The organism is Mesorhizobium sp. M1004 (genome assembly GCF_040318795.1).
Classification (GTDB): domain Bacteria; phylum Pseudomonadota; class Alphaproteobacteria; order Rhizobiales; family Rhizobiaceae; genus Mesorhizobium.
Genome location: NZ_JAMYNB010000009.1, coordinates 168,327 through 192,460, shown reverse-complemented (window position 1 = coordinate 192,460; position 24,134 = coordinate 168,327). Strand labels below are relative to the sequence as shown.

Sequence of the window (24,134 nt, the reverse complement as noted above, 5' to 3'; positions counted from 1 at the left end):
ACCGGTGTCGGGCCGGCGTCCCACATTGGGCCGCATGGCTCGCAGTATCTGCAATAAGCCAAAGGATGAGAAACCCTCAGGTAGTTCCTATATCGGGATCACGAAGCGGTGCAGTCAGCGAGCAGGGGAAGGCGGCAATTCGTGCTTCTGCGGCGGTATGTTTCAAGGTAAGTAACGCTTGTACCTCAATTCCTTAGGGGGCGGGTTCTCGCGATCACACGCACATTTGCAGAGGAAACGATGGCTAAAGACGATCATCCGAAATTTTCCATCAATATCGATGGCGTACATTTTGAGGCGGCCAGTGAAAGCATGACCGGGGCTGAACTGAAACAGCTTGCCGGAAAAGATCAGCAATATCAGTTGTTCCTTGAGGGGCACGGCCATGACGCCGACCGGCAGATCGGCGACGGCGAGGGAGTCGCGCTGAAGAACGGCATGCACTTCTATACGGTTCCGCCTGCGACGTTTGGCTGATGTCCATCCTCGCCCGTCATTTCGAAGACTTCAATAAAAGATACCCCAATGCGACCCTTGAGGAGCAAGCGGGTGGGACGGCGGTCGTCAGTTTGCCGGCGGTGCGCCTTCCACCGGGGTGGAACAAGGCCGCGGTCGATGTGAAGTTCGTGGTTCCCGGCGGATATCCGCAGGCGGCACCTGACTGTTTTTGGACGGAGCCGGCTCTCGCGCTCGCTCACGGTGGAGCTCCGCAAAATACCGGCCAGCAGGCTACTCCAGGAATACCGTCAGAGTGGCTCTGGTTTTCCTGGCATCCTTCCACGTGGCAACCCAACAGCGATAACCTGCACACCTATTTGAACGTGATCCGGCGGCGACTCGGCGAGGCCAAATGAATCGGCTGGTCTTTGCCGCAGGCGGGTGGTCGGCGCTTCGCGACGACCTTCTTGCGCATTCCCCGATTGAGACAGCGGCTGCGCTGATCGTCGCGGGTGGCCGCTTCGATGGCGGCATGCGACTGGTTGTCCGGGACGTCATCCTCCCCGGCCCGGACGACTATATCACCCGTAGTTCGGTCGAGGCGACTTTGACGCCCGCGTTTCTTGCCAGTGTGCTCAAACGGGGGCGCCAGGACCGTGTCGGCGTTATTCTGGCTCATTCGCATCCGATGCAAGAGGAACTCGCCTTCTCGCGGGTCGACGATGCGTCGCAGAAGATTTTGGCGCCCGTCCAGCATTTTCGATGCCCATCCGGGCCGCATGGTTTCCTCGTCGCCGGGCCGACAGGGTTCCGGGGAAGATTATTTGATGCCGAGGGGGAAACCCTATTTACGATCGACCGCATCCAAGAAGTCGACCGCGATGTCCGCACATACGAAAGGGAATCCGGTATTCGCAATCAGGCGCCCCTGTCGGACGTGTTCGACCGCAATGTTCGGGCCTTCGGCCTTGAGGGTCAACGGATACTCAACGGCCTTACTGTCGCCATCGTCGGCGTCGGCGGCACCGGATCCGTGGTGGTTGAAGAACTCGCGCGGCTGGGTGTTGGCCGCTTCCTCCTGATAGACCCGGAGGAGGTGGAACCGACCAATCTCAACCGTCTGCTCGGAGCCACGCCGGGCGATGTTGGCCAGCCAAAGGTCTTGATAGCGCGCGCTGCCGTGCAACGTGCGCAAGGCGAGATGGCCGTTGAGGCGATCGCAGATACGGTCATAGATGAACCCGTAGCAAGAGCTTTGCTCGATAGCGATTTCGTGATGTGCTGCACAGACTCCCATGGCAGCCGGGCTGTCCTGAACCAAATGGCCTACCAGTATCGCCTTCCTATGATCGATGTCGGCGTACGTATCGACGCCCGCGATGAGATCGTCACGGCAATGTCGACTCGCGTGCAGATGCTCGCCGAGCCGCTCGCCTGCCTCAACTGCCATCCTCTTCTCAATCCCGTTTCCGTGCGCCGCGACCTTCTGACTGACGTTCGGTCTGATCCGTATTTTGTCGGCCATTTTGAACCGCAACCGGCCGTAATCTCTCTCAATGCCGCAACGTCTTCGATGGCTGTCTCAATGTTCCTATCGGCGGTCACCGGCTTTCCTGGCTCGGCACGCCACCTAGTCGGACGACCCATCGATGGGTCGGTGCGGCCCGTCAGTTCGGTACCGGACCCGAACTGCATCGTTTGTTCCCGGGGCAACGCGCTGGCCAAAGGAGATGGTTGGCCCATGATCTGGCGTCGTCATGAAGGCTGAGGAGCGCACAATGGTCCTGGTCGATGGCGGAACGGTCGACAGGCGGCCCTTTGACAGCCGACAACTCGCGCTCAAGAAGCTACAATCGCCCGCGGATCTTACCGACGGCAGCGCCCGTGCATTAATCGTGCTCGCCGGTGCGTTATCGTCGCAGACGGATCGACAAGATCTTGTTAAGCGCTTGCGTCTTCTCGCCGCTCCTGCCGCAGCGCGGGGCGTTTTCATCGTTGTCGTGGCGAAGTCGGGCGACGAGGCGAGCGCAATGGCTGTCGCGAGGTCAGGTGCAGGTCAGCTGGCGCAGTGGGCCCAGCCTCCCGGAGTCGTGTTGCAGCAACTGGTCGTGCTTGCGGATTCTCATGGGGATCGGATCGCGGAACTCTGTGCTCGCTGCCGTTGCGGGCCGTCGAGCAATGACAGTCTTGCGATCCGCAGCAAGAACGGTGCCCCGCTACTAGAACCATTGTCGCTCGAGCTCGAGTTGCTATTCCGACGTGCTTTTCACGACTACCCGGCGATACACATTTCTAAGGAGAATGGCGGCAAATCCTCAGCGTCCGTGTGGAAGGTCGAAACACAGGGTCTGGAGCAGCACACGCCATTCATCGTCAAATCGGGCGGCGCAGCGGAGATGGAGGAGCATATCAAGACCTACAGGGATGTCGTCGCCGACCGAATTCCGTTTCGAGGATGCGCCCCTTTATGCCTGGAGCGATGCGTGTTGGGGGCCAGTTCACAGTTGGCTGTGTCCCGCTTCGTCGAACACGCTGTGCGCCTAGACTATGTCGTGCCGGAAAGGGACGTCAACGCCGTCGTCCAGGCAATCTATCAAACAGTGTTGGGCCGGTGGCGAGACCGGCCCGAAAAGAAGAAGCTCGATTTGCTTCCGGAGTTCCTGCCCGTGATAAGGCAGGAGCAATACCTGAAGGGGCTCGAACGCACCTACAAAGACCTCAGCCATGCCGGTTACGGAGGCCCTTCGCCGCATGATTTGTTTGACCGCCTCGCCAACTTGCCGGTAGAGGACCACTTGATGTGCCGGGCCCATGACGATCTCAATCTGCGCAACGTGTTCGTATGCGGCCAGGACGCCGAGGCGGTTCTGATCGATTTCACACGAGCGGCCAAGCGCCCGCTTTCGCACGACGTTGCGCGCTTGGAGTTGGGCCTTGGCTTCGATCCCGACCTGCAGGCAACTCAACGGATTCCGACCGATGTGCTCGAAGATTTCTATAGCGGTAACCTGTTCGCTGTCTCGCTCGAACATCTTCTCAAGGGCAAGGCCGCATCCCATCGGCTCAATGCGATCACGGCCTTGCGCTCGACAATCCTCGATGAGGGGCAGGTCCACTCCGTCGACCTGCGACGGGAATATACAATAGCGATCTGCGTAGGGCTGCTTTATTATGCGAAAGCCAAGAACGGGGACGCCAGCACTGCCTACCAGTGCGCCGGCAACCTTCTCGAACGTGTAACAAACCCCTCGCTTTGGTAAGGGTCTGGAGTTCCATTGTTGCTCAGGAAATCGTACGCGGTCCATTTCAAAGGCTCGGTTGAACGCCAGTCTGAGGCCATCAACTTGGTCGAACGGCCGGGCGACGTCGTGCTGGTGGAACGTGGCGTCCCGCGTGCCTTCGTAATGAAGTGCCCTGATGGTTGCGGAGACGTGTTAACAGTCAATCTCGATCGTCGTGCCGGGCCTGCTTGGCGTTTCTACCGGCGCGAAGATGGCTTGACTTTGTTCCCCTCGGTCTGGAGGGACACCGGCTGCGGCGCCCATTTCATCGTCTGGGACGACACTATACACTGGACCAACGACAAATGGTCTCTTCGGCGCAATCCATCCCTTGAAGCCGTCGTGGAAGCTGTCCTGACCAACGAGTTGGTGAGCTTCGTCGACATAGCTGCAGTGCTCGACGAAGTGCCTTGGTCGGTTCTTGATGCGTGCCGGTCGCTTGTGGATGCTGGCAAAGCGATCGAAGAAACCAAGCAGAGGCAGGCAAGCTTCCGGCGGGCACCCGCGACGGCAGGCTGACGGACCATGGCCGACCAAGAGCCGACTGCTGTCGAAGATAAAAAGCCTGTGCAGGTGGCGCCCAAGCGCCGGGAAGCCGCTGAGACCGAGAGCAACGGCCACGCGGAGAGCACTGTATCAGAAGGGTTCATCACGGTCGCCGACCTGGCGCGCGGCCTCTACGAACATGAGGGGCACGAATCCTTGCGAGACCGTGGGCGGCGGCGGTATCACCCGTTTGCCTATGATTTCGACTCCACTCCGTTGAGTCTCGACGATCCGAGCGAGCACTGGGAGGAGAAAGTGAAGGCGCTCCATATCGAGAACCGCAACAAGGCGATTAAGAGGCTCAAGGCTGAGTACGGCGAACGCCGCCATGCGCAAGTGATCCAGGACACTAAGGACCTTGGCGCAAAGGCGTTCTCCATCGTCAGTTATCATAACCTGATGCATGAACAGGCGCGCCGCGCCTTTGTATCAGGGCTCTACTTCCCAGCCTTGGTCGCTGCGTGCGCCCTCGGCGAGCGCATCCTGAACCACCTCATCCTGGACCTTCGGGATTACTACAAAGCGTCGCCGCACTACCGCGGTGTCTATCGCAGCGAGTCTTTCGATGACTGGCGGTTCGCCGTACGCGTGCTGGAAGACTGGGGCGTGCTCTTGCCTGATGTGGGGATAGCTTTCATGGAGCTCGCGACGCTGCGCAACCGCTCGGTCCACTTTAATCCCGCGACCTACTCCACAATGCGGGAGGACGCTCTATCGGCATTGATAACGCTCGGCCGCATCATCCAACTGCAGTTTGGCGGGTTCGGCCGGCAACCATGGTTTATCGAAAACACGCCCGGCGCGCAGTTCATCAAGCGGACATACGAGGACGTTCCCTTCGTAAGGAGTTATATCGTGCCCTTGAGCGGATTTGTCGGCGTAGAGTACGGCATGGACCTCACGGAACAGGGTTGGCGTCATCTCGACTACCATGACTATGGCCCGGGTGATGTCGACGACTCCGAGTATGCGTGTCTCTACCGTGAGCGGGATCACAACAAAGTGGTTACGCGCGAGATGGTGGAGCGCGCTGCACGGGCGCAGACAACGGCCGCGGCCGAGGAAGGGGCGTAAAGCGCTCGTCCCGAAGGCTGCCGCGCCCGAGGTATAATCTCCACAGTGTCGGTTCCGCCGCGATTTGGCGCCTCGGAGTGGAGCCCGAAATCGCTGCGAATGCGCAGCGAAGCGAATTGATATTATTATGGGCAATGACCATTATCGGGGTTTCGCTATTTACGAGCGGCCGAAAGGGCGTCGGTTCCTTATAGGCAGCTTTCTATCCAATCGCGGCCGAAACCGGACGGACCGCAGTCGGCCTAATACAAGTCATTCGCTCGTGCCTCCGCGATGACATTTCTTGGCGCCCCCAATCTTCTAAGCCTGCAACGTTCACTGCATCGCACGGGCGCGTATATTGGGTATCTTCAATATTCTGAAACGTCACGCCATCCTGCTTCCGTTTAACAAAACTCGGAGGCTGCGCCCATGACACCGACGAAGCTCCTTGTCGGTCAGATAGTCGTTGTGTTCGCCATCGTCATTCTCGGCGTATGGACAGCGACTCAATGGTGCGCCCAAACTTTAGATTATCAGCCGCAACTCGGACCCCCATGGTTTGTCGCAGCCGGATGGCCGATCTACAAGCCGTGGCAACTGTTCGAGTGGTGGTTCCATTTCGACGCATACGCGCCCGAGGTCTTCGACACGGCCGGGATGCTCGCGGCCACCACAGGCTTCATGGGCTGCGCGGCCGCCATCGCTGGCTCCCTCTGGCGTGCGCGGCAGAGGGGGCTGGTCACCACCTATGGTTCCTCACGATGGGCCGCGGTTCGGGAAATCGAGAAGGCAGGCCTGTTTCAGCCGACCGGCGTTTTCCTTGGCAAACTGAAGGATCACTATCTGCGCCATGACGGGCCGGAACACGTCATGGCCTTTGCGCCGACACGTTCGGGCAAGGGCGTCGGATTGGTCGTTCCAACTCTTCTTTCCTGGACCGGCTCGGCCGTCATTCACGACATCAAGGGCGAGAACTGGCAGCTGACCTCCGGCTGGCGGTCGATGTTCTCGTACTCCCTTTTGTTCAACCCGACTGATCCAAGGTCGGCGCGGTACAACCCGCTGCTGGAAGTGCGCAGGGGCTCAGATGAGGTCCGCGACGTTCAGAACATCGCCGACATTCTCGTCGATCCGGAAGGCGCGCTGGAGCGGCGGAATCATTGGGAGAAGACTAGTCATTCACTCTTGGTCGGGGCCATCTTGCACGTGCTCTACGCCGAAGAAGAAAAGACGCTCGCCCGCGTCGCCACTTTCCTGTCGGATCCGCAACGCTCGTTTGCCACGACACTGCTGCGGATGATGACCACCAACCACCTCGGCACGGCGGACAAACCTCGGGTCCATCCCGTCGTGGCCTCGGCGGCTCGCGAGGTGCTTAACAAATCAGAGAACGAGCGCTCAGGCGTTCTCTCGACCGCCATGTCGTTTCTCGGTCTCTATCGTGATCCGACCGTGGCCGCGGCAACATCGGCCTGCGACTGGCGCATTGCCGACCTCATGGATGCGGAACGACCGATGTCGCTCTATCTAGTGGTGCCGCCATCGGATATCTCGCGCACCAAGCCACTGGTGCGACTGGTGCTCAATCAGATCGGCAGGCGACTGACGGAGCGGCTGGAAGGTGACCCGAAGAAGAGCCGCAAGTACCAACTGCTAATGATGCTGGACGAATTTCCGGCTCTTGGCCGCCTCGACTTCTTCGAGACCGCGCTCGCCTTCATGGCGGGTTACGGCATCCGCGCCTATCTGATCGCGCAATCCTTGAACCAGATCTCCAAAGCCTATGGCGAGAACAACGCCATTCTCGACAATTGCCATGTGCGCATTGCCTTTTCCTCCAACGACGAGCGCACGGCCAAACGCATCTCGGATGCGCTCGGTACGGCGACGGAACTCAGGTCCATGCGCAACTACGCCGGCCACCGGCTGGCGCCCTGGCTCTCGCACGTCATGGTCAGTCGCCAGGAGACCGCTCGCCCGCTGCTGACGCCTGGCGAGGTGCTGCAGTTGCCGCAAGCTGACGAATTAATCCTTGTTTCGGGGTTGCCGCCGATCCGCGCCCAGAAGTTGCGTTATTATCAGGATCCGAATTTCACCGAACGGGTGCTGCCGGCGCCGGTGTTGCGCGACGGTCTGTACGCGGACTGTCCTGCGTCGCGCCCCGACGATTGGAGCGGACTAGTCCGCAGTGTTGACCGCCGTCTCGCTGCCGATGACGAAAACGCCGGCGAGGCAATCGAAGAAGAGGGCGGCGTGCAACAGCAGCGTCATCCAGGCCTGCCTGAAGAACACGTCGTCGTCTCTCAGGAGCCTGATCAAGACGACCTCTTCAATCTGGCGGACGATGACGCCGAGGCACTCGCAGACAAGCGCGTCATGGACCGGGTTTCCACCGCAGCCAGCGCCTACGGTATCAACGAGGGAAGGGGCGACGACAAGGACATCATCCCCGGCTTCTAAGCGCTTTCGCAGCTCAGGCGTAGCTCAGCGTAGATAACGCCCATAAGCGATTTTGCGGATCTCGACGATGTTCGTTGCCGCCGCCGGCGCATCAGGCCGGCCAGTCGGAACGAGCCCCATGAAGCCGCATCGCATTCGCCACCAGTTTCTGCTCGAACCCGCGTTAAGCGCGAAGCTGGAAACCCTCAGTAGCAACCCGTCGACCACAAAATCGGCGATCGTCGCGAAAGCGGTCGAGGCCTTCATCGAACGGCGTGGTGAAAACGAGCTCGACCAGCGCTACGGCAAGCGGCTGGACCGTCTTTCCCGCGATCTCGACCATGTCAGGCGCGACGCCGAAATAACTCTGGAGAGCCTGGCGCTCTTAATCCGCTTTTCAATCACGCTTCATGCGCACACGCCAATTCCGGATCGGGCGACACAGGCGATCGCCCAAGAGCGCTTTGACAAATTCGTCGAGCAGGTCGGTCGCCAGATAGCCTCCGGGAAGCGCTCGCTTGGTTACGGCAATGGCAACGGAGGCGAAGGATGAACTCTCATCCCGCAGCGGACCACCGCCGCCGAGCCATGCTGCGCACAGCCATGGGCGCCGCGATCACCGAGGCCCTTGCCGATCCGACCGTCATCGAGGTGATGGTCAACCCCGACGGCGCGCTGAGGCTCGACCGGTTGGGAGAAGGCCGGGTCGATACAGGCGTGCATATGCATCCTGCCGAGGCGGAACGCATCATCCGGCTCGTCGCCTCCCATGTACGCGCCGAGGCGCATGCAGATAGTCCGATTGTCAGTGCCGAATTGCCATCAGGCGAGCGCTTCGAGGGTCTGCTACCGCCGGTCGTGCTGGCGCCATGCTTCGCCATCCGCAAACCGGCGGCAAAACTCTACACGCTGGCCAACTACGTCGCCGATCGCGTCATGCTCCCGCTGCAGGCTGATGCCCTGAGGAAGGCAGTGCGCGAGCGGCGCAACATCCTGGTCGCCGGCGGCACATCGTCGGGCAAAACGACACTTACCAATGCTCTACTGGCAGAAGTCGCCGAATGCGATGAGCGGGTGATCCTGATTGAGGACACCCGCGAGCTGCAATGCGCGGCCAAGGACTGCGTTGCCATGAGGACGAGGCGGGGCTCCATCACACTCGCCGATCTCGTACGCTCGACCTTACGGCTGAGGCCCGACCGCATCATCGTCGGCGAAGTCAGAGGCGCGGAAGCGCTCGATTTGCTGAAGGCATGGAACACCGGACATCCCGGCGGCATTGCCACGGTTCACGCCAATTCGGCACGCTCCGCACTCTATCGTATTGAGCAGCTCGCCCAGGAAGCCGTTGTCACCGTTCCCCGCCGGCTGATCGCCGATGCCGTCGACTTGGTCATCTTTGTTGCCGGAAGAGGACCCGCGCGCCGCGTTGACGCGATCGCCGAGGTCACGGGTCTCGACGGCAGCGGCGATTACGCCGTCACCCCGCTCACACTTCCGCAACTCCAGCAGCTCTGAAAGGTCACCTCATGCGCAAGAAGCTTCGCTTTCTTTCGTTCGCCGCCGTCGCGCTTCTTCTCACGGCCCAGGCCCACGCTGCCGGCTCCGGCATGCCGTGGGAACAGCCGCTGCAGCAGATTCTGGAATCGGTGCAGGGGCCGGTCGCCAAGATCCTCGCGGTGATCATCATCATCACCACCGGTCTGACCCTTGCCTTCGGCGACACGGCGGGCGGTTTCCGCCGGCTGATCCAGATCGTCTTCGGCCTGTCGATCGCCTTCGCGGCCTCGAGCTTCTTTCTTTCCTTCTTCTCCTTTGGCGGCGGGGCAGTCGTCTGATGAGCACCGGAGAGCAGCATATCGAAGGCTTCGAGGTTCTGGTCCATCGGGCGCTCACCGAGCCGATCCTGCTCGGCGGCGCGCCGCGGGCGGTGGCGATCCTCAATGGCACGGTGGCCGCGGCCATCGGCCTAGGCCTGCAGCAGTGGATTGCGGGTCTGATCCTCTGGATCGCCGGCCACACGCTCGCGGTCTTTGCCGCACGGCGTGATCCGGATTTTGCCAGCGTGCTTGTCCGTCATCTTCGTCAAAAGGGCTGGCTTGCATGCTGAAGCTTTCCGAATACCGCGGCAAAGCCGACCGGCTTGCCGACCATCTGCCCTGGGCAGCACTCGTCGCGCCCGGCATCGTGCTCAACAAGGATGGCAGCTTCCAACGGACATTGCGGTTTCGTGGCCCCGACCTTGAAAGCGCGACGGAGGCCGAACTCATCGGCATATGCGCGCGGGCAAACAATGCGCTGAGAAGGCTCGGCTCTGGCTGGGCATTATTCTTCGAGGCCGAGCGCATCGAAGCGCTGGGCTATGCGAGCTCGGCCCTTCCCGATGCTGCCTCATGGCTGATCGATGAGGAACGGCGCGCGGCCTTCGAGGGCAAGGTCGCGCATTTCGAGAGCATCTATCATCTGACCTTGGTCTTCATGCCTGGGCCCGATGGCCAAGCGCGCGCGGAAAGTGCTCTCGTCGACTCGCATGACTTGGGAGGGGAAAGAGACTGGCGCCAGGAGCTTGCCCGGTTCCGAGACGAGACTGACCGCGTTCTCGGTCTTCTTTCGGGCTTCGTGCCCGAGGTGCGCGCGCTCGACGATGCCGAGAGCCTGACGTACCTGCACGGCACGATCTCGACACGCCGTCATCCGGTTGCCGTGCCGGAAACACCAATGTATCTCGACGGCGTCCTGGTTGACGCGCCGCTGACCGGCGGCCTAGAGCCGATGCTGGGCGAGCAGCATCTGCGCACGCTCACAGTTCTCGGCTTTCCGAACGTCACCCGGCCAGGAATCCTTGATGCGCTCAATAACCAGGATTTCGCCTATCGCTGGGTGACGCGCTTCATTCCACTCGACAAGGCGGAAGCCACGAAGACGCTGACTCGGCTCCGCCGGCAGTGGTTTGCCAAGCGCAAATCGATCGCGGCTATTCTGCGCGAGGTGGTGACCAACGAACCGGTGCCTCTCGTCGACAGCGACGCCGACAACAAGGCGCTCGATGCCGATGCAGCACTGCAGGCATTGGGCGGCGATCATGTCGGCTTCGGCTATCTCACCACAACGGTGACGGTGTGGGATCAGAACCGTAAAGCCGCCGCGGAAAAGCTTCGCGCCGTCGAGCGGATCGTCAACGGGCTCGGCTTCACCACCATTCGCGAAAGCATCAATGCCGTCGAAGCGTGGCTTGGTTCATTGCCGGGTCATGTCTACGCCAACGTTCGCCAGCCGCTCGTTCACACGCTTAACCTTGCCCATCTCGTGCCGCTGTCGTCCGTGTGGGCAGGTCCAGCGGAGAACGAGCACCTTGCCGAGGTCACCGGCGATTACGCTCCGCCGCTTCTTTTCGCCGAAACCAGCGGCTCGACGCCGTTTCGGCTTTCGACCCATATCGGCGATGTCGGCCACATGCTGATTGTCGGGCCGACCGGTGCCGGCAAGTCGGTTCTGCTTGCCCTGATCGCTTTGCAGTTCCGGCGCTACGCTGGCGCGCAAATCTATGTCTTCGACAAAGGCAATTCGGCCCGCGCCGCCGCGCTTGCCATGGGCGGCGACCACCATGCGTTGGGTGCGAATGGTGCGCTTGGTTTCCAGCCGCTGCGCCACATCGACGACCCGGCCACACAGAGCTGGGCGGCCGAATGGATCGCCGGCCTCATTGCCCACGAGAATGTCACAGTCACCCCGGAGGTGAAGGAGGCAATCTGGTCGGCGCTCACCAGCCTCGCCACCGCGCCGGCGCAGGAACGCACGCTGACTGGCCTGTCGGTCCTGCTTCAGTCCAATGCGCTCAAATCGGCATTGATGCCCTACACGCTCGACGGACCATTCGGCCGCCTGCTCGATGCCGATGACGACCGGCTGGCCATCTCGGATGTGCAGTGTTTCGAGACCCAGGAGCTGATGCACAGCCAAGGCGCTGTGCTGCCTGTGCTCACCTATCTGTTCCATCGTCTTGAGGACCGGTTTGACGGGCGGCCGACGCTGCTCATGCTCGATGAGGCCTGGGTCTATCTCGACAACCCGCTCTTTGCCGCCCGCATCCGCGAATGGCTTAAGGTGCTGCGTAAGAAAAATGTCTCCGTCATCTTCGCGACGCAGTCGCTTGCCGACATCGCCGGCTCTTCTATCGCACCCGCAATCATCGAGAGCTGCCCGCAGCGCATTTTTCTCCCCAATGATCGTGCGGTGGAGCCGCAGGCACGGGCAGCCTATGAGCGCTTCGGTCTTAATGAGCGACAGATCGAATTGGTCGCCCGCGCCACGCCGAAGCGCCACTACTATCTGCAGTCGCGCCGCGGCAATCGCCTCTTCGAGCTCGGGCTAGGCCCGATCGCTCTTGCGCTTTGCGGCGCCTCCGACCCGGCCGCGCAGACCCTGATCGACAATATTCTTTCCGAAGAAGGGCAGGGCAGCTTTGCCGCCCGTTTCTTCAGTGCGCGCGGCCTGGATTGGGCTGCCGAGCTTCTCCAGCAATTTCCTCAACCTAACAAGGAGCAATCGTCATGATCGGACGCCGCCTTTTTACTAGCCTGGTCACCGTTTCCCTGATTGCCAAACCGATGGCTGACTACGTCCAGCCGGCCTATGCGCTCATCGTGTTTGACCCGTCCAACTATACGCAGAATGTGCTGTCGGCAGCACGCGCATTGGAGCAGATCAACAACCAAATCCAGTCGCTTCAGAACCAGGCGACCATGCTGCAGAACATGGCGCGCAACCTTCAGCGCCTGGATTTCTCTTCCGTGGGCCAGCTTACCGGCTCGCTCCAACGGATTGACGGTCTGATGACCCAGGCGAGCGGCCTGAGCTTCGATCTCGACAAGCTGCAGGACCAGTGGCGCCAGCAATATCCGGAAAGCTACGACGCCACCATCAAGGTCAGCGATGTGGCGAGCGCCGCGCGCGAGCGCTGGCAGAGCGCCATGCAGGCGTTCCGCCAGACCATGAGCGCGCAGTCGCAGATCGTCGAGAACGTGCAGGCCGATGGCGACCCGCTTACCGATCTCGTCAATCGCAGTCAGGGCGCGGCAGGTGCCCTCGAGGCAAGCCAGGCTACCAATCAGCTGATCGCGCTTTCGACCAAGCAGCAGATGCAGATCGAGACGCTGCTTGCGACCCAGTTCCGGGCCGAAGCCGAGGATGCGGCGCGCAAGGCGCAGTCTGAGGAAGCCGCTCGCGAGACGACGAAGCGTTTCCTGGGCACCGGCACGGCTTATCCCGGCAACTGAGCGGCAGTTCTTCAAGACAACGAGGAAGGCGGCGACATGAACGACCTCGGAGTCATCGATCGCTTCATGGAGACCTTTACCCGCTACATTGACAGTGGGTTCGGTCTGCTTTCGGGCGACGTCGCCTTTCTCACCACCATTCTGATCGGCATTGACATCACGCTCGCGGGCTTGGTCTGGGCGTTCGGCGGCGAGCCCAACATTCTCGGCCGGCTTGTTCGCAAAGTGCTCTATGTCGGCGCCTTCGCCTTCGTCCTGAACAATTTCAAGAACCTCGCCGACATAATTTACCGCTCCTTTGCCGGTCTCGGCATCAACGCATCGGCCGGCAACCTGTCCGCCGACAGTCTCCTGCGGCCAGGCCGCATTGCCGCGGCCGGCTTCGAGGGCGCCTGGCCGCTCCTCAATCAAGCGAGCCAGCTAGTAGGCTTCCCCGAGATCTTCGGTAACGCGCTCACCATCTTCGTGCTGCTTCTGGCCTGGTTCCTGGTCCTCATCGCCTTCTTCATTCTTTCCATCCAGCTCTTCATCACCATCCTCGAGTTCAAGCTCACCACGCTGGCCGGCTTCGTCCTGGTGCCCTTCGCGCTCTGGAACCGCTCGGCGTTTCTGGCCGAGCGCGTGCTCGGCAATGTGATTTCGTCGGGCATCAAGGTGATGGTGCTTGCCGTCATCGTCGGCATCGGCTCCACGCTCTTTGGCGAGTTCGCTTCCGCCCTGCAGGGCCAGGAGCCGGACCTGGCGGCGGCCATGTCTCAGGTACTGGGTGCGCTGGCGCTGCTTGGGCTCGGCATTTTCGGCCCCGGGATTGCCTCGGGTCTTGTTTCCGGCGCGCCGCAGCTTGGCGCCGGCGCGGCACTTGGAACAACGGCGGCCGCAGCTGGATCAACGCTCGTTGTCGGAGGCGCTGCGTTTGCCGGCGCGCGCATGGCAACAGGCGGCGGCCTCGCCGCAGTCCGTGCCGGCGCCGCCATGGGGTCCGCTGCCACCGTCGCTTGGCAGACGGGGCGCGCGACATCGCCCGAGTCCGGGCTGTCCGGGGTAGCTGCTGGGCTACATGGGGTTGCGAGTGCCGCTAGCGGCGCCGCGATGCGGGGAATGCGATCCGCAGCAGAACCATTCCGCCGTAGTGCCGACGCCGGTCGCGATGCCGGCTGGACCGCGACCGGCGGCATGCCGACCGCGTCAAAGACAGGAACCTCGCCCGCTGCAGCCTCTGACCCCGCGCCGGTCTGGGCAAGGCGTCTGCGTTCCGAACAGACCGCACGCGCCCATCGCAATGCTGCCACGCAGGCGGTGCGCGATGGAGATCGGGGCGGAAGCGGCGCCAATCCCTCCCTCAATGACAAGGAAGACTAGATGCTCTTCAAGCGACCCGTTCAGCGTTATGGAAAGACGCCCGAACCCGTAACACCCTACCAGAAGGCCAGCCAACTCTGGGATGAGCGCATCGGCACGGCGCGCGTCCAGGCCAAGAACTGGCGCTTCATGGCCTTTGGCTGCCTGGCTCTGACGACGGGGCTTTCCGGTGGGCTTCTGTGGCAGTCGATGCAGGGCCGCGTCGTGCCTTATGTCGTCGAGGTCGACCGCTTTGGCGAGGCGCACGCGGTCGCGCCGGCAGTCCAAAACTACCAGCCCGACGATGCCCAGATCGCCTGGCATCTCAGCCGCTTCATCCAGAATGTCCGTTCGGTTTCCACCGATGCGGTTCTGGTGCGGCAGAATTGGCTGTCGGCCTACGACTTTGCCACCGACCGAGCGGCGCTCTTCCTCAACGAATATGCCAAGGCGAACGACCCTTTCGGCCAAATCGGCACGCGCAGCGTGTCAGTGCAGGTGACCAGCGTGGTCAGGGCTTCCGACAGCTCGTTCCAGGTTAAATGGACCGAGCAGGTGTTCGAGCGCGGCAGCCTCGCCAGCACGACGCGCTGGATCGGGATCCTCACCATCCTCATCCGCCCGCCTAGGACAACCGAGCAGCTGCGCAAGAACCCGCTCGGCGTCTTCATCAACGCCATCGACTGGTCGCGCGAGCTCGACAGCGCCGCGCCAACCCCCGTTTCCCCTAAGGAGCCCGCCAATGACAAATAGAGCCCCATTGCTTCGTGCTGCCTTGATCCTGTCGGCGTCTGCTGCGGTTCTTTCGGCCTGTGCCTCGAAGCCAGTGCCGCCGCCTCAGATTTCCTATGACCACGAGGACTTCAAACCAGCCGCGATCGAGAAGGCGCCGGAGAAGCCGGTCAAGGTCGTGGAAGTGCCGAAACCGTTACCGTTGCCTGGTCAGTTGATGCCCGCACCCGGCAAGCCCGCCCCAGATAAGCGCTCGCCGGAAGAACAGGTCGCCGATGCCAACAAGGCGGCGACGCAACAACCCACCAAGTTTGGCTATGTCAATGCGGTGCAGGTTTACCCCTTTGCCGACGGCGCGCTCTACCAGCTCTACGCCGCGCCGGAGCGCGTCACCGATATCTCATTGCAGCGGGGCGAGAAGCTGACCTCGGTCTCAGCCGGCGATACGGTCCGTTGGGTGATCGGTGACACCGTTAGTGGCTCAGGCGATGACCAGCGCACTCATGTGCTGGTGAAGCCATTCGCGCCGGGGCTTGCCACCAATCTGGTCATCACGACGGACAGGCGATCCTATCACCTGCAACTTCAAAGCACTGAGAAAACTGCCATGGCGGCGCTCTCCTGGATTTACAGCGAAGACCAACTCGTGGCGCTTCGGCGGCGCAACGCTCAGGCCGAGGCTGAAATGCCCGCGGCCTCGAACATAGCACTCGAAAACATCCGCTTCCGGTATTCGATCGCCGGCGACACGCCACCGTGGAGACCGACGCGTGCCTTCGACGATGGCAGCAGGGTGTATATCGAATTTCCGAGCCGTATCGACCAAGGGGAGGCGCCGCCGCTCTTCATCGTCGGAGCCGACGGGGACAACCAGCTCGTCAACTATCGCATGCGCGGCAACTACTACATCGTCGATCGCCTCTTTGCTGCGGCCGAGCTGCGGCTTGGCACCAAGCAACAGCAGGTGGTGCGCATTACGAGAAGCGACGGTCGGCAACCGCCGCGGCGGGTTTGGCTGTTTTCGCGTTTTGGCAGGTGAGGGGAGGCTCATGAACGATACTTCCCATCCGAATGCTCTGCCGAAGCTCAATCCCGAACAGCTGCAGCTGCGAGCCTCGCCCCGCCGAGCGGTGCGGTTCAGGCGCGGCATAATCGTCGCGATCGCTGCTGTTGGTTCCGGCGCTGTTTTTGGCGTCACGATGATGGCGCTGCGGGGACCCGCATTGCGCCTGAAACAGCAGCCCGAAGAGCTCTACAGCACGGACCGCAAGCCGACCGCCGAGGGACTTGAAACGCTGCCCAAGGACTATTCCGGGAGCAAGCCGAAGGCTCCGGTGCTTGGACCGCCGCTGCCTGGGGATCTCGGCCGTCCTATTCTCGAGCACCAGCGCCAGCTTGGCATCGCACCAGGGCAAGACGTTTCCGCCGAGGCCCAGCGGCTTGCACAACAAGCGATTGAGGCGCGCGAGTCGCAAGTCCTCTTCCGCATCGAAAACCGGCCCCAGCAGACGGAAGCTTTTGGCAATGGGCAGGGCGGACGTTCGCCTTTCGAGACGGCGTCTCCGCAGCCAAATACAGAAGGCCAGCGAGCTTCCGTCGCGCCGGCCGAGGGCGACCCGAACAATCAACAGCGCAAGCTCGATTTCATCGATCAACGGAATACCGGCGGGATCTACAACCCGCATACACTGCAGACGCCGGCTTCGCCCTATCAGATCATGGCCGGTAGCGTGATCGCTGCAAGCCTGATCACCGGCATCAATTCCGATCTGCCCGGCCTTGTCGTCGCCCAGATCACCGAGAATGTGCACGACAGCGTCACCGGCAGCATCCTGCTCATCCCGCAGGGCTCACGGCTGATCGGCACCTACGACAGCGTTGTAGCCTTTGGGCAAAGGCGCGCTCTGTTGGTGTGGCAACGCATCGTGATGCCGGACGGCTCATCTATCGAAATCGACAATCTGCCCGTGACCGACGCGGCCGGCTATGCCGGGCTCGAGGACAAAGTGGATTTCCATACTTGGCAGCTGATCAAGGGCGTCGCGGTGGCCACATTGCTGGGGGTTGGTACCGAGTTGAGCTTTGGGGAAAATGAAAGCGACTTGGTCAAGGCAATTCGTGAATCCGCCCAGCAGAACGTCAGTCAAGCCGGCCAACGGATCACGGAAAAGAACCTGAACGTCCAACCCACGATCACTGTCCGCCCTGGTTGGCCGTTGCGCGTCGTCGTGCACAAGGACCTCGTGTTGCGGCCATATACGGGGTGAACAGGAGGACTTGATGGCTAATTTGAAACTCGGAAAACTTCCGGACCGGACACCTTCGAAGATCACCATCACCGTTGGCGCCGACTTGAGCCAAGCACTTAATGACTATGCCGCACTTTACCGTCAGACCTATGGCGAGTCCGAAACCGTGGCTGAACTGATCCCCTTTATGCTGGTCGGATTTCTGGAAGGTGACCGGGCATTTGCCAAGGCCAGAAAGGAAGGTTTACTGGGCGCTGGCGCGTCGGAGAAACCACGAAGGCAATCATCTTCCACGCTGGACAACGGGTAGCGCTTGGTGTCGTTTGGTCGCACGCTAGGTTCTTGATCCTGACCGCGTTGCGGCCGGTCCCAGCGAGCGCTTCGCAAAATTGAGATCAGGCTTTCGCTTTACGCGTTGAGGTAGGTTTTCTTGGCCGGAGCAGCCTTCCTTCCCAAACCTAACGATTTTGCCAGCGCTTATCAGGCGGCCGAATAGTTCAGGGCGACCACGGGATAATCCTTCGCCAGTCCCCACCTCGCCTGGTATGTATCGGGGCCGTGCATGCGTGCGATCTACCGGTGGGAGTTTTTCTCGAGCCTTTCGGCCGCGTCCGCCAGTTCCTTCGATCATTTCTTGAGCAGCGAATTCGCTTCCTCCCGGAAATATTCCCCAAGATGGTCAAGCAAAGCATGGATCGAACGCGGATGGCTTGGGGTCTGCGAGGTGAGCGGGGTCGCCACGCCGAATTAGGGCATGTAGCCAAGCCCACTGCCGCGGTTGCGGTTGGTCCGGCAAAGCGGCGATGAGCTCTGCGGTCTCGGCGTCGGCCTGTTGCTGTCGCAACGCGACCAGAGCCGCCTTTTCAACCGCTTCTGACTCGCCGTCGACCAAGCCTTCGAGAAACTCCACAGACTCCTCGATCGGCATCCATCCCGCAAGTTCGGCGACCATCAGACGGTCCGAACTGTCTGTGCACTCGCTCATGCGAGTGATCGTCTCGACCAAGCGTCGCCGTGGTGCGGCACGGCACAGCAAGCGCCTAATTTGATGGCGAACGGGAACCGGCGCTGCGGCGTGGTCGCCCAGCAGGACGTCCGCTGCCCTTTCGGCATGAGCTCCAACAACAGGTAGGCGGCCGACTCTGCGCGGGACGCAGCACGCCGGCGGTGATGAGCCGATCGCGAGTCGCGTCTGCAACGGCCAGTCTGGCAGCAACGCTGGCCGTCCACGGATAGATCGCACTCCCATCAAGTAGCGTGCCAGCGAGACGGAGCAAAGCATATCCGTCGCTGGCATGGAACGCGCCTGGGTGCGGTTCTCTATCGTCGCCCTTCGCCAATATCGATCGATTAGCTCATATTCGCTAACAGCCGGCCCAGCGCTCGCTTCCGGGAATTCGGCAATAGATCGCCGCCAATGTGGGACGTGTAAGCGACAGCAGCACGTCGTCAGGGAGGAACTTAGGATCGCGGCCGGACCGGCGGAGATGTTCACGCACTTGCGCCAAAGTGAAGTCAGGCACGGCCACTTCGCTCAGCCCCTCGGTCGTCTGATGCAGCAGCCTCGTCATACGATTCTCCGCTGAAATCACCGTCCTGATACCCAGGCGCGCCCAGGGCACCGCTGCCATTCGGCGGCTAGATCCGGATCGGGCCAGGTGGTCGAGGAACAAGGTCAGCCAGACGCCGTCCTTGTTGCCAAGTTGCGGAAATCCTCGCAATTGGCAAGCTGCGGTCAAAATCGGTGCGCCAAATGGTCTGACGAACTTATACATCCGGGACAGGTAAGACCGGCTATTCTAGCCTTCGTCAGATCACAGGTCCACCATCGCCGAACCTTCGAGCGAGAGCAACAGCCGAAACCTGGCAGCGGCTATTCCCGAACGAATTGATCCGCACCTGCGTTGATTGAAGCCCACATATCGTCGGGTTCCTCGGCATCGGCAACGTTTTGCGTCATCTGCCAAAGAGTGTCGAGAACGTCTGAACCATCTGCAGCGGTAGTCAGTTGCCCTACCCAAGCAGTTATCGCTGCTACCGGCCAGGCGACGACAAACGAGATTAGATCGCCATTTACAAATCCGGCCACGTCTCCGGTCAAGGACTTCCCGCTCCCGCTTTTCGCGGTCGTATATGAACCGGACACTTTGTTCCCCACAACGGCAAGAAACATCTTCGAACCAAGCTCGTTTTTCCAATGTCCGGCAAAGTCGGGACCGTTGCCTGAAGTCATCGAAAGCAGCTTGAGCGCCGTCTCAACTTTTCGCACGTTACATTCCTCCCAAGGTCGACCTTGTGTGGCTTATATCCAAAGGGAGCTTGACGAAGCAAGGCACGTTCCGTCAGTTGTGGGAGAAAAAGGGGTGATAAGCAATCAAGACAGAAAACCAGCCAGCCTAGATTCACCACTCGTCATGGCCGATGAATCCAATGCGCTGACGACGGCGACAAGAGACCGCCGCCCCTCCGGAGCCAATCCATCATTCCAACCAATCTTTCTGTCCCGCATTGCGCTTTGTTGCCGGCAATAGAAGAACGACTCTGTCCAGGATCTGATTTCAGACAGAATTGTTGCCCGCACCGGACGGCAGTTTCTAGACGCAGATATTGAATGCACCCCTCAGATCGGCGCACTCCCCCTGCGCCACTGAACATTCGCTGACTAGCATTGGGCTTGTTCTCGGATTGCCGCTTCGTGTTCGCGTACGAGTTCTTGGAAGCTAGCGAACGCGACGTAGAACAGCATCTGTTCTCGCTCCAGCAAGGTCACAATCTTGGCAAGGTCGAGCGGCTCACGTCCGCCGAACCCGTAACGGACCTGGCCCGTCTTCTCGTTGACGATCCGCGTTACGAGTTGCGTCATTCCAACCACAAACCGCGGCGAGAAACGATGATTGTAGGCATTGCGGAAATCGTCGGTGCCACCGCGGAAGGCACTTGCGCCAATGGCGTCAAGCGCGCGCTTAAGTCCTTTGTAGCCTCGCCAAGACTTGCCATACTTGTCAGCCACGTGGGGATAGATGTCGTAGTCGAGCGGCAGGTCGTCGCTCCAGGTGGCTGGCCGCTTGAGCATATTCGCCTGATGGCACAGATGGGCGGCGGCGAAGCCGAAGCGCCCCTTGACTACATAGGGAGAGTTCAAGGCGTTGGTGGCGAGTGTGTCGATGAATTCATGGGTCGCGTCAAATTGTTTCTTCTGCGTTAGCGACTGGATCACCCTTGACCAAGCTGTCAGGCTATGGACGTCGTTGGTAAATCTATTGATGGTATTGGCGAGCTCACGCCCAAATTCGTCGAGCATCCACGAATACGCCATCCATTGGACGCCAATCGGATTGGGCAAGTTCGACCAATTGTAGGGCATATAGCGCCCGGTGAGCGGCGTCCCCTTTAAGGTTTTCCGGAACTGTCGATAGAGCGAGATCCCCATAGCGAGAGTTGTACTCGACGGCGTTCAAAAAGCCATACGCGTCAGTCGCCATTTCAATCGGATCGCGCCGGTATAATTCGGCTTAGGGATTGGGTTCGAGGGCGTCGCGGATATGACGTTTGCATGGCGAACCAGCGCGATGGCGGCGCATTGACGGTCGGGAAATGGAACTTTTCCGGTGTCCTCTACCAGTTGCTTGCAACGTTGAAGGCCGGCCTCACCGCAATGATCGAAGAAGTGGTAGCCAACCGCGACGGTGCCAGCGTCCGCATCGTCGTCGAGCGCGCGAGAGGCGGCGATGCCCAGACGCTCCAACCTGTGGTCCGCAGGGTCGACTAAATCAAGATCCGCCGGGGAATGGCGCCTTGGACTTCGCGCACGATCGTTGAAGAGGTGCTGCCAGATCTGTTTGAGGCCGCGGGCAATGGTGCACAGCCAACCGAATTCCGGTTCATCACAATCTCGATGGGACGGATGCGTTCGCAAAGTTCGTCGAGTCAATCGGCAACGCGCATCGAAATGGCAAAGGTCCAGCGGATCTCGATACCTTAGAGCTGCGCTTTCGCTGGCGGACGGAAAGAATATCACCGGAAGGTGTTCAGCCACATCGTCGAGACCTTGGACGCTCCTGAAGTGTGGCGTTTTCTGGCGACCCTCATAGTGGCGGGCTGGTCGGAGGCAGCAATCACCGATGAGATCGATGCTATGCTGGCCGAACTCGTCGATGAGCGCGAGGAGATCTCCGTCAAGCGCAAGGCGTTTGTGGCGCAGCTCCTCGGCTTAGGCACGGGGTCGGCGTGTCGCTTTTCGCAAACGCCCTGCTTCAAGCGGTCGATCTCATCCTGCGCGGCTGACCTTGGCGCGGCGCATACCGTGGATTCTTCGTCAAATCGAGACGCCCTGCAGGTGGCGAGATATGATCGGACCATTGGATGTGCGGGGCGTGCCGGCGTCGATCGAAGCCCCACTTTCGGTTCCGGACAAGGCAAGACCTGTCGGCTGTGCCGCGCCGCACAGGAGATGATTGATGCCGGCCAATGCGCGATGTTGTTGGCGGCGAGGGGGGAACTTGCCGACATCGAGGCCAAGGAAGGTGTGCTTGTGAAGGTCGGCAACAGGGCGGTATCGCGCTGCGGCGGCGATGAATGCCGCACGGTGCACAGTTGGCTTAGTTGGGCTGTGTTGTGGGTCACTGGAGGCTGCACTGCTGAGAGCCTCACTTGACCAAGGCTGCTTCGCGCCTAATATCCGTCGTTGAGCAGACCCTAACCGCATCCCAAAAGCGGACATCCGAGCGAACATCCGCAGCCGCACGTTTGCACCAGTTGCCGACATTGACGCCGCTGGCGAACTCCATGAGCTTGACGATACGACCGCCGTTCATGTTTAAGATCGGCTCTTGACTCCTATGTAGCTCTTGCAGTTGCTGGCCTCGTAGCATCGGCCTTTCAACAGAAGTGCGGCCGACGGCCGACTCCGCCCTTTCTACATTCTTTCCATAATAACTTTTCCTGAACACCCGCTGCCAGCTCCGGTCCCTTTAAATCTGCCGGTTCCGTTGTCACCCTTTATGACCCCGCTCAGGGTGTTCCCGCCCGTTCTTCCTTTATATACAAAGGTGCTTTTCATATTGACGGCGCCGCTGCTGGAAATGCTTCCTGTAAATCCGGAGTCAGACGATACTCTGCCATCTCTTATGAAAACGCGTGTTGAGAGTTCTCGCCAATCGCCGCAGTCCGTTGTGGCTCGTCTGACTAATTTCCATGTGCCATTAAAGGCGCTTAGCCCGCTCGTCTGGGGCACACAATGATCGCCCTGCACCCTCATTCCGTCTTCACAAATAAGCGGGCAGATACGAGCTCCGACCGCCCTTAGTCTTTCCAGAAGTTCCGCTGTCGGTTCCAATGATGCAAGCTTGACACCTTGCCTGCCGGCATAGTCTTGAAGTGCTTTGCGGCTGCCCAAGCCCCATTTGCCGTCGGCATGGCCGGCCAGGCACCCCAGGCGAACCAGTTCCACTTGAGTGGCCCGTGTAAGTTCGCCAGCGTCTATGTTGCCTGCCGGTGACTGCGGCAGCGGATTGGGTTGTTCAAGGCTGGCGACTTCCATCGCCTTGGTATTGTCGGTTGCCTTAGCGATGCGCTCCGTCGTTGGCTGTCCCGCCACCTGTTTGGTGGAAGCCTGCCGTTCCGCTTCAAAACGCTTGGCGATACCGTCGATCTTTAGCCTGGCAAGGGCCGCAAAGACGCCCGTCGGAAACTGCTGTAGATACGCCTCGAAGAAGCTCTTGTCGGTTGAGTCCTTGATGGTCGCCCAATAGGCTAGCTCGACCGCGTTGTCTGGCGACGCAGTCTGCGGAAGCGAAGCAGACGCCTGTTTCGGCTCGGCCGTTGCCGCGAGAGGCTTCAAAACGACTTCTCCCGTAAGCGACGAATTTTCCCACGGCACCTGCTTCCCATCCGTGGCGGCCAGCACATCGCGGCGCACATCGACGAGGTCGCGCATGATATCCTGCCCAGGCGTGCCGAGGTGCGAGAGCAGTGCAGTTGTGAACGGAGAGTTCCGGCCCGCCCCGTCTATCGCGACGTTACCTGGTTGCGTTGCGAACGCGATTAGCGACCCGACTCCGCTGCCAAGTCTGGCAAGACCACGCCCTAGGGAACCGGAGCGCGTCCCCATGGAGCGGGAAAGCTTCTCCGCAAACGGATTATCCCGGCAGGCATCGAGGAAGATGAGGTTAACCTTCGTGCTGCGTTCCATCGCCGAAAGTACGAGGTCTATCGGCAGGGCCTCAAAGTCGAGGTCGTTGTAGCTGGACAACTGTGCATCCACCGGCACCATATAGTTGCTGCCATTCACCTGCAGGCCGTGTCCGGCATAGAAAAAAAGCGCCATGTCGGCACCGTCGAGCCTCTCCAAGAAGTTGCGTACTGTGCGTCGCATTCCCGCCAAGTCGAGGTCCTGGTCGCTCACGACCTGAAACCCAAGGCTTTCAAGTTTGGCAGCTATGTCGGAGGAGTCGTTCTTCGGATTGGCTAGTTGGACGGCATGCTGATAGGCAGAATTGCCAATGACCAACGCAACGCGTTTCTCGGCGACTGCCTGTCCCGAAACAGCGGCAAACAATAAAACCAAGAGAATGAAAGCGCTGCGCATGGCGAAACGGCTCCCCAAGGGAACTTGTAGCAGAGGCTAATGCAACCGAGAAGAGCTATGCCCCGGGCTGCGGACGAGTGGCCTGCGACTCTGAGATGGATTGGCGGACACCGTTTCGGTGCTGGGGTCGTGCATTCCAATGCAAACGGGCGACAATTTGCTTGATGCGCCTGAACGGGTATGCTGGCAGCGA

The 24,134-nt window shown here is 60.6% G+C and carries 26 protein-coding genes; 20 read left to right on the top strand and 6 right to left on the bottom strand.

What is annotated here, in order from left to right; genetic code table 11:
• The first annotated feature begins 240 nt into the window (after positions 1-240).
• From NKH54_RS19935 to NKH54_RS19850, 18 genes are all read left to right on the top strand, one after another.
• A complete protein-coding gene (locus tag NKH54_RS19935; RefSeq protein ID WP_023750596.1) occupies positions 241-477 on the top strand; it encodes a multiubiquitin domain-containing protein in 237 nt (78 codons plus the stop codon).
• Entirely contained in the window at positions 477-854 is a 378-nt protein-coding gene (locus NKH54_RS19930) for an E2/UBC family protein (protein ID WP_031245464.1), read from the top strand. Before NKH54_RS19935 ends, NKH54_RS19930 begins: the two co-directional genes overlap by 1 nt.
• A complete protein-coding gene (locus NKH54_RS19925; protein ID WP_352760120.1) occupies positions 851-2,206 on the top strand; it encodes a ThiF family adenylyltransferase in 1,356 nt (451 codons plus the stop codon). The genes NKH54_RS19930 and NKH54_RS19925 overlap by 4 nt, the downstream gene beginning before the upstream one ends.
• A 10-nt stretch (positions 2,207-2,216) precedes the next feature.
• Positions 2,217-3,698 (top strand): phosphotransferase, encoded by a 1,482-nt coding sequence (locus NKH54_RS19920; protein ID WP_156936516.1) that lies wholly within the window; start codon positions 2,217-2,219, stop codon positions 3,696-3,698.
• 18 nt (positions 3,699-3,716) lie between these two features.
• Entirely contained in the window at positions 3,717-4,238 is a 522-nt protein-coding gene (locus tag NKH54_RS19915; protein WP_156936517.1) for a ubiquitination-like system serine protease family protein, read from the top strand.
• A gap of 6 nt (positions 4,239-4,244) precedes the next feature.
• Positions 4,245-5,339 (top strand): hypothetical protein, encoded by a 1,095-nt coding sequence (locus NKH54_RS19910; protein WP_023750601.1) that lies wholly within the window; start codon positions 4,245-4,247, stop codon positions 5,337-5,339.
• Positions 5,340-5,750: 411 nt separating this feature from the next.
• Entirely contained in the window at positions 5,751-7,781 is a 2,031-nt protein-coding gene (locus NKH54_RS19905; RefSeq protein WP_023750602.1) for a conjugal transfer protein TraG, read from the top strand.
• A 118-nt stretch (positions 7,782-7,899) separates the two neighbouring features.
• The gene (locus NKH54_RS19900; protein ID WP_023750603.1) at positions 7,900-8,313 is read left to right on the top strand and encodes a hypothetical protein; all 414 of its coding nucleotides are present in this window, start codon (positions 7,900-7,902) and stop codon (positions 8,311-8,313) included.
• Positions 8,310-9,278 (top strand): P-type conjugative transfer ATPase TrbB, encoded by a 969-nt coding sequence (gene trbB / locus NKH54_RS19895; protein WP_023750604.1) that lies wholly within the window; start codon positions 8,310-8,312, stop codon positions 9,276-9,278. The genes NKH54_RS19900 and trbB overlap by 4 nt, the downstream gene beginning before the upstream one ends.
• 11 nt (positions 9,279-9,289) lie before the next feature.
• Positions 9,290-9,598, top strand: coding sequence for a TrbC/VirB2 family type IV secretion system protein (locus NKH54_RS19890; RefSeq protein ID WP_023669260.1), 309 nt, complete (start codon positions 9,290-9,292; stop codon positions 9,596-9,598).
• Complete coding sequence (locus NKH54_RS19885) at positions 9,598-9,870, top strand: VirB3 family type IV secretion system protein (RefSeq protein WP_023689361.1); 273 nt, start codon at positions 9,598-9,600, stop codon at positions 9,868-9,870. Before NKH54_RS19890 ends, NKH54_RS19885 begins: the two co-directional genes overlap by 1 nt.
• Complete coding sequence (gene trbE / locus NKH54_RS19880; protein WP_352667936.1) at positions 9,864-12,314, top strand: conjugal transfer protein TrbE; 2,451 nt, start codon at positions 9,864-9,866, stop codon at positions 12,312-12,314. Before NKH54_RS19885 ends, trbE begins: the two co-directional genes overlap by 7 nt.
• Entirely contained in the window at positions 12,311-13,036 is a 726-nt protein-coding gene (gene trbJ, locus NKH54_RS19875; protein ID WP_353028772.1) for a P-type conjugative transfer protein TrbJ, read from the top strand. The genes trbE and trbJ overlap by 4 nt, the downstream gene beginning before the upstream one ends.
• Positions 13,037-13,072: 36 nt before the next feature.
• The gene (gene trbL, locus NKH54_RS19870) at positions 13,073-14,395 is read left to right on the top strand and encodes a P-type conjugative transfer protein TrbL (RefSeq protein ID WP_352667932.1); all 1,323 of its coding nucleotides are present in this window, start codon (positions 13,073-13,075) and stop codon (positions 14,393-14,395) included.
• Positions 14,396-15,127, top strand: a complete 732-nt coding sequence (gene trbF, locus NKH54_RS19865; RefSeq protein WP_023724108.1) for a conjugal transfer protein TrbF — start codon at positions 14,396-14,398, stop codon at positions 15,125-15,127.
• Complete coding sequence (gene trbG, locus NKH54_RS19860) at positions 15,117-16,145, top strand: P-type conjugative transfer protein TrbG (protein ID WP_352667930.1); 1,029 nt, start codon at positions 15,117-15,119, stop codon at positions 16,143-16,145. The genes trbF and trbG overlap by 11 nt, the downstream gene beginning before the upstream one ends.
• 10 nt (positions 16,146-16,155) lie before the next feature.
• Positions 16,156-17,373, top strand: coding sequence for a TraB/TrbI/VirB10 family type IV secretion system protein (locus NKH54_RS19855; protein WP_352667928.1), 1,218 nt, complete (start codon positions 16,156-16,158; stop codon positions 17,371-17,373).
• 13 nt (positions 17,374-17,386) lie between these two features.
• Positions 17,387-17,665, top strand: a complete 279-nt coding sequence (locus NKH54_RS19850) for a DUF2274 domain-containing protein (RefSeq protein ID WP_023692449.1) — start codon at positions 17,387-17,389, stop codon at positions 17,663-17,665.
• A gap of 170 nt (positions 17,666-17,835) precedes the next feature.
• On the opposite strand, the gene NKH54_RS19845 is transcribed toward NKH54_RS19850, so the two are convergent.
• The 5 genes from NKH54_RS19845 to NKH54_RS19825 form a co-directional block, all read right to left on the bottom strand.
• Positions 17,836-17,919, bottom strand: a complete 84-nt coding sequence (locus NKH54_RS19845) for a MucR family transcriptional regulator (protein ID WP_081731033.1) — start codon at positions 17,917-17,919, stop codon at positions 17,836-17,838.
• Positions 17,920-18,034: 115 nt separating this feature from the next.
• Entirely contained in the window at positions 18,035-18,307 is a 273-nt protein-coding gene (locus NKH54_RS19840) for a hypothetical protein (protein WP_155923938.1), read from the bottom strand.
• A gap of 412 nt (positions 18,308-18,719) precedes the next feature.
• Positions 18,720-19,130, bottom strand: coding sequence for a hypothetical protein (locus NKH54_RS19835; RefSeq protein ID WP_352667925.1), 411 nt, complete (start codon positions 19,128-19,130; stop codon positions 18,720-18,722).
• A gap of 98 nt (positions 19,131-19,228) precedes the next feature.
• A complete protein-coding gene (locus tag NKH54_RS19830) occupies positions 19,229-19,624 on the bottom strand; it encodes an avidin/streptavidin family protein (protein WP_023692446.1) in 396 nt (131 codons plus the stop codon).
• Between the two features lie 393 nt (positions 19,625-20,017).
• Positions 20,018-20,785 (bottom strand): hypothetical protein, encoded by a 768-nt coding sequence (locus tag NKH54_RS19825; protein WP_023825853.1) that lies wholly within the window; start codon positions 20,783-20,785, stop codon positions 20,018-20,020.
• Positions 20,786-20,908: 123 nt separating this feature from the next.
• On the opposite strand from NKH54_RS19825, the gene NKH54_RS19820 reads away from it, so the two are divergent.
• Both NKH54_RS19820 and NKH54_RS19815 read left to right on the top strand, forming a co-directional pair.
• The gene (locus NKH54_RS19820; protein ID WP_023692444.1) at positions 20,909-21,124 is read left to right on the top strand and encodes a hypothetical protein; all 216 of its coding nucleotides are present in this window, start codon (positions 20,909-20,911) and stop codon (positions 21,122-21,124) included.
• Between the two features lie 255 nt (positions 21,125-21,379).
• On the top strand, positions 21,380-22,009 hold the full coding sequence (locus NKH54_RS19815) for a hypothetical protein (RefSeq protein WP_353028771.1): 630 nt from the start codon (positions 21,380-21,382) through the stop codon (positions 22,007-22,009).
• A 261-nt stretch (positions 22,010-22,270) separates the two neighbouring features.
• Here NKH54_RS19815 and NKH54_RS19810 read toward each other — a convergent pair whose 3' ends face one another.
• Complete coding sequence (locus NKH54_RS19810; RefSeq protein WP_023692411.1) at positions 22,271-23,941, bottom strand: caspase family protein; 1,671 nt, start codon at positions 23,939-23,941, stop codon at positions 22,271-22,273.
• Between the last annotated feature and the right edge of the window lie 193 nt (positions 23,942-24,134).